The sequence below is a fragment of the Malikia spinosa genome, from assembly GCF_002980625.1.
Lineage (GTDB): Bacteria > Pseudomonadota > Gammaproteobacteria > Burkholderiales > Burkholderiaceae_C > Malikia > Malikia spinosa.
Map to the genome: position 1 here is coordinate 1 of NZ_PVLR01000067.1, position 1,394 is coordinate 1,394.

The 1,394-nt window shown below is 58.6% G+C and carries 1 protein-coding gene and 1 pseudogene; one reads left to right on the forward strand and one right to left on the reverse strand.

Features of this window, described 5'->3' with window-relative positions:
• Positions 1–49 precede the first annotated feature (49 nt).
• Positions 50–1,108: a homocysteine S-methyltransferase family protein gene (locus C6P61_RS16790; RefSeq protein WP_105731060.1), complete on the forward strand. Its 1,059-nt coding sequence runs from the start codon at positions 50–52 to the stop codon at positions 1,106–1,108.
• A 183-nt stretch (positions 1,109–1,291) separates the two neighbouring features.
• Here C6P61_RS16790 and C6P61_RS16795 read toward each other — a convergent pair.
• Positions 1,292–1,394: pseudogene (locus tag C6P61_RS16795) on the reverse strand (IS5/IS1182 family transposase); the annotation flags it as partial.

Sequence of the window (1,394 nt, forward strand, 5' to 3'; positions counted from 1 at the left end):
ACTAAACAGATTCGGGGTTTTTCTCTTTCTTGAGCCAGAATGGTGATCTATGACATCTCTCCCTTATACCCGTGCCCAATCTCTGCCGGCTATTCTGGCGGAGCGTATTGCCATTCTGGATGGTGCCATGGGCACCATGATCCAACGCTTCCGCTTGGGTGAGCAGCAGTATCGCGGTGAAGGTTATTCAGGGCAGGGCAGCGCTGGAGATCGTTTTGCCGACTTTCCTGGTGACCTCAAGGGCAATAACGAGTTATTGAGTCTGACGCGGCCTGATGTCATCTCCAGCATTCATGATGGTTATCTGGCTGCCGGTGCTGACCTGATCGAAACCAACACTTTTGGCGCCACCCGGATTGCTCAAGACGACTACGGCATGGCTGACTTGGCCCGGGAGATGAATCTGGTCTCTGCCAAGCTGGCTCGAGCCGCTTGTGATCGCTTCAGTACCCCTGACCGGCCTCGCTTTGCCGCGGGTGCTCTCGGCCCGACGCCCAAGACGGCCAGCATCAGTCCTGATGTCAATGATCCGGCGGCACGTAATGTCAGCTTCGAGGAGTTGCGCCGTTCTTACTATGAACAGGTTGAGGCGTTGGTCGAGGGCGGGGTTGATGTCTTGCTGGTCGAGACCATTTTTGACACCTTGAATGCCAAGGCGGCGCTTTACGCGATCGAGGAGTTCTTCGAGGCTTCCGGCGAGCGCTTGCCGGTGATGATCAGCGGGACCGTGACGGATGCCTCTGGGCGCGTGCTCAGTGGCCAGACGGTTTCCGCATTCTGGGCCAGCGTGCGTCATGTGCGTCCCTTGTCCATTGGTCTCAACTGTGCCCTCGGTGCTGCCTTGATGCGTCCATATATCCAGGAGCTGGCCAAGGTCGCCCAGGGGACATTCATCAGCTGTTATCCGAATGCTGGTCTGCCCAACCCCATGAGTGATACCGGCTTTGACGAGACACCGGCCGATACTTCACGCCTGGTGCATGAGTTCGCCAAGGAAGGACTCGTGAACATCGTGGGCGGCTGTTGTGGCACAACGCCGGACCACATCGAGGCGATCGGGCGAGCGGTGTCGCTGTGCTCGCCACGTCCTGCCTTGTTCCGCTTCTGAACCACTGCATGGTCCTCGATTGCATCACCAGCTGCTAGCCCTGAGTTGCGGCTAGGCTGGCTGGTATGACATCGAGCAGCAGGACCTGGCTGAGTGGGTTGGATGGTGGAGCCGCGGGAGTCCTGCCTGCTGGCTGATACACGGCGTTGAGCTGTCCTTGCAAGCGCCAGTGCCTAGAGCGTGTTATGAACTTTGTCCGGCGCCCAGGAGCATCACGGCCTTGGGCAGCATGAGGATGGCGAACACCACGAAGTGCAGGGAAGCTAGCACTTCAGGCATGCGCTCG

Bases quoted from the DNA above. Each gene is read 5' to 3' on its own strand.
- C6P61_RS16790 (WP_105731060.1), top strand. From the start codon at position 50: ATGACATCTCTCCCTTATACCCGTGCCCAATCTCTGCCGGCTATTCTG.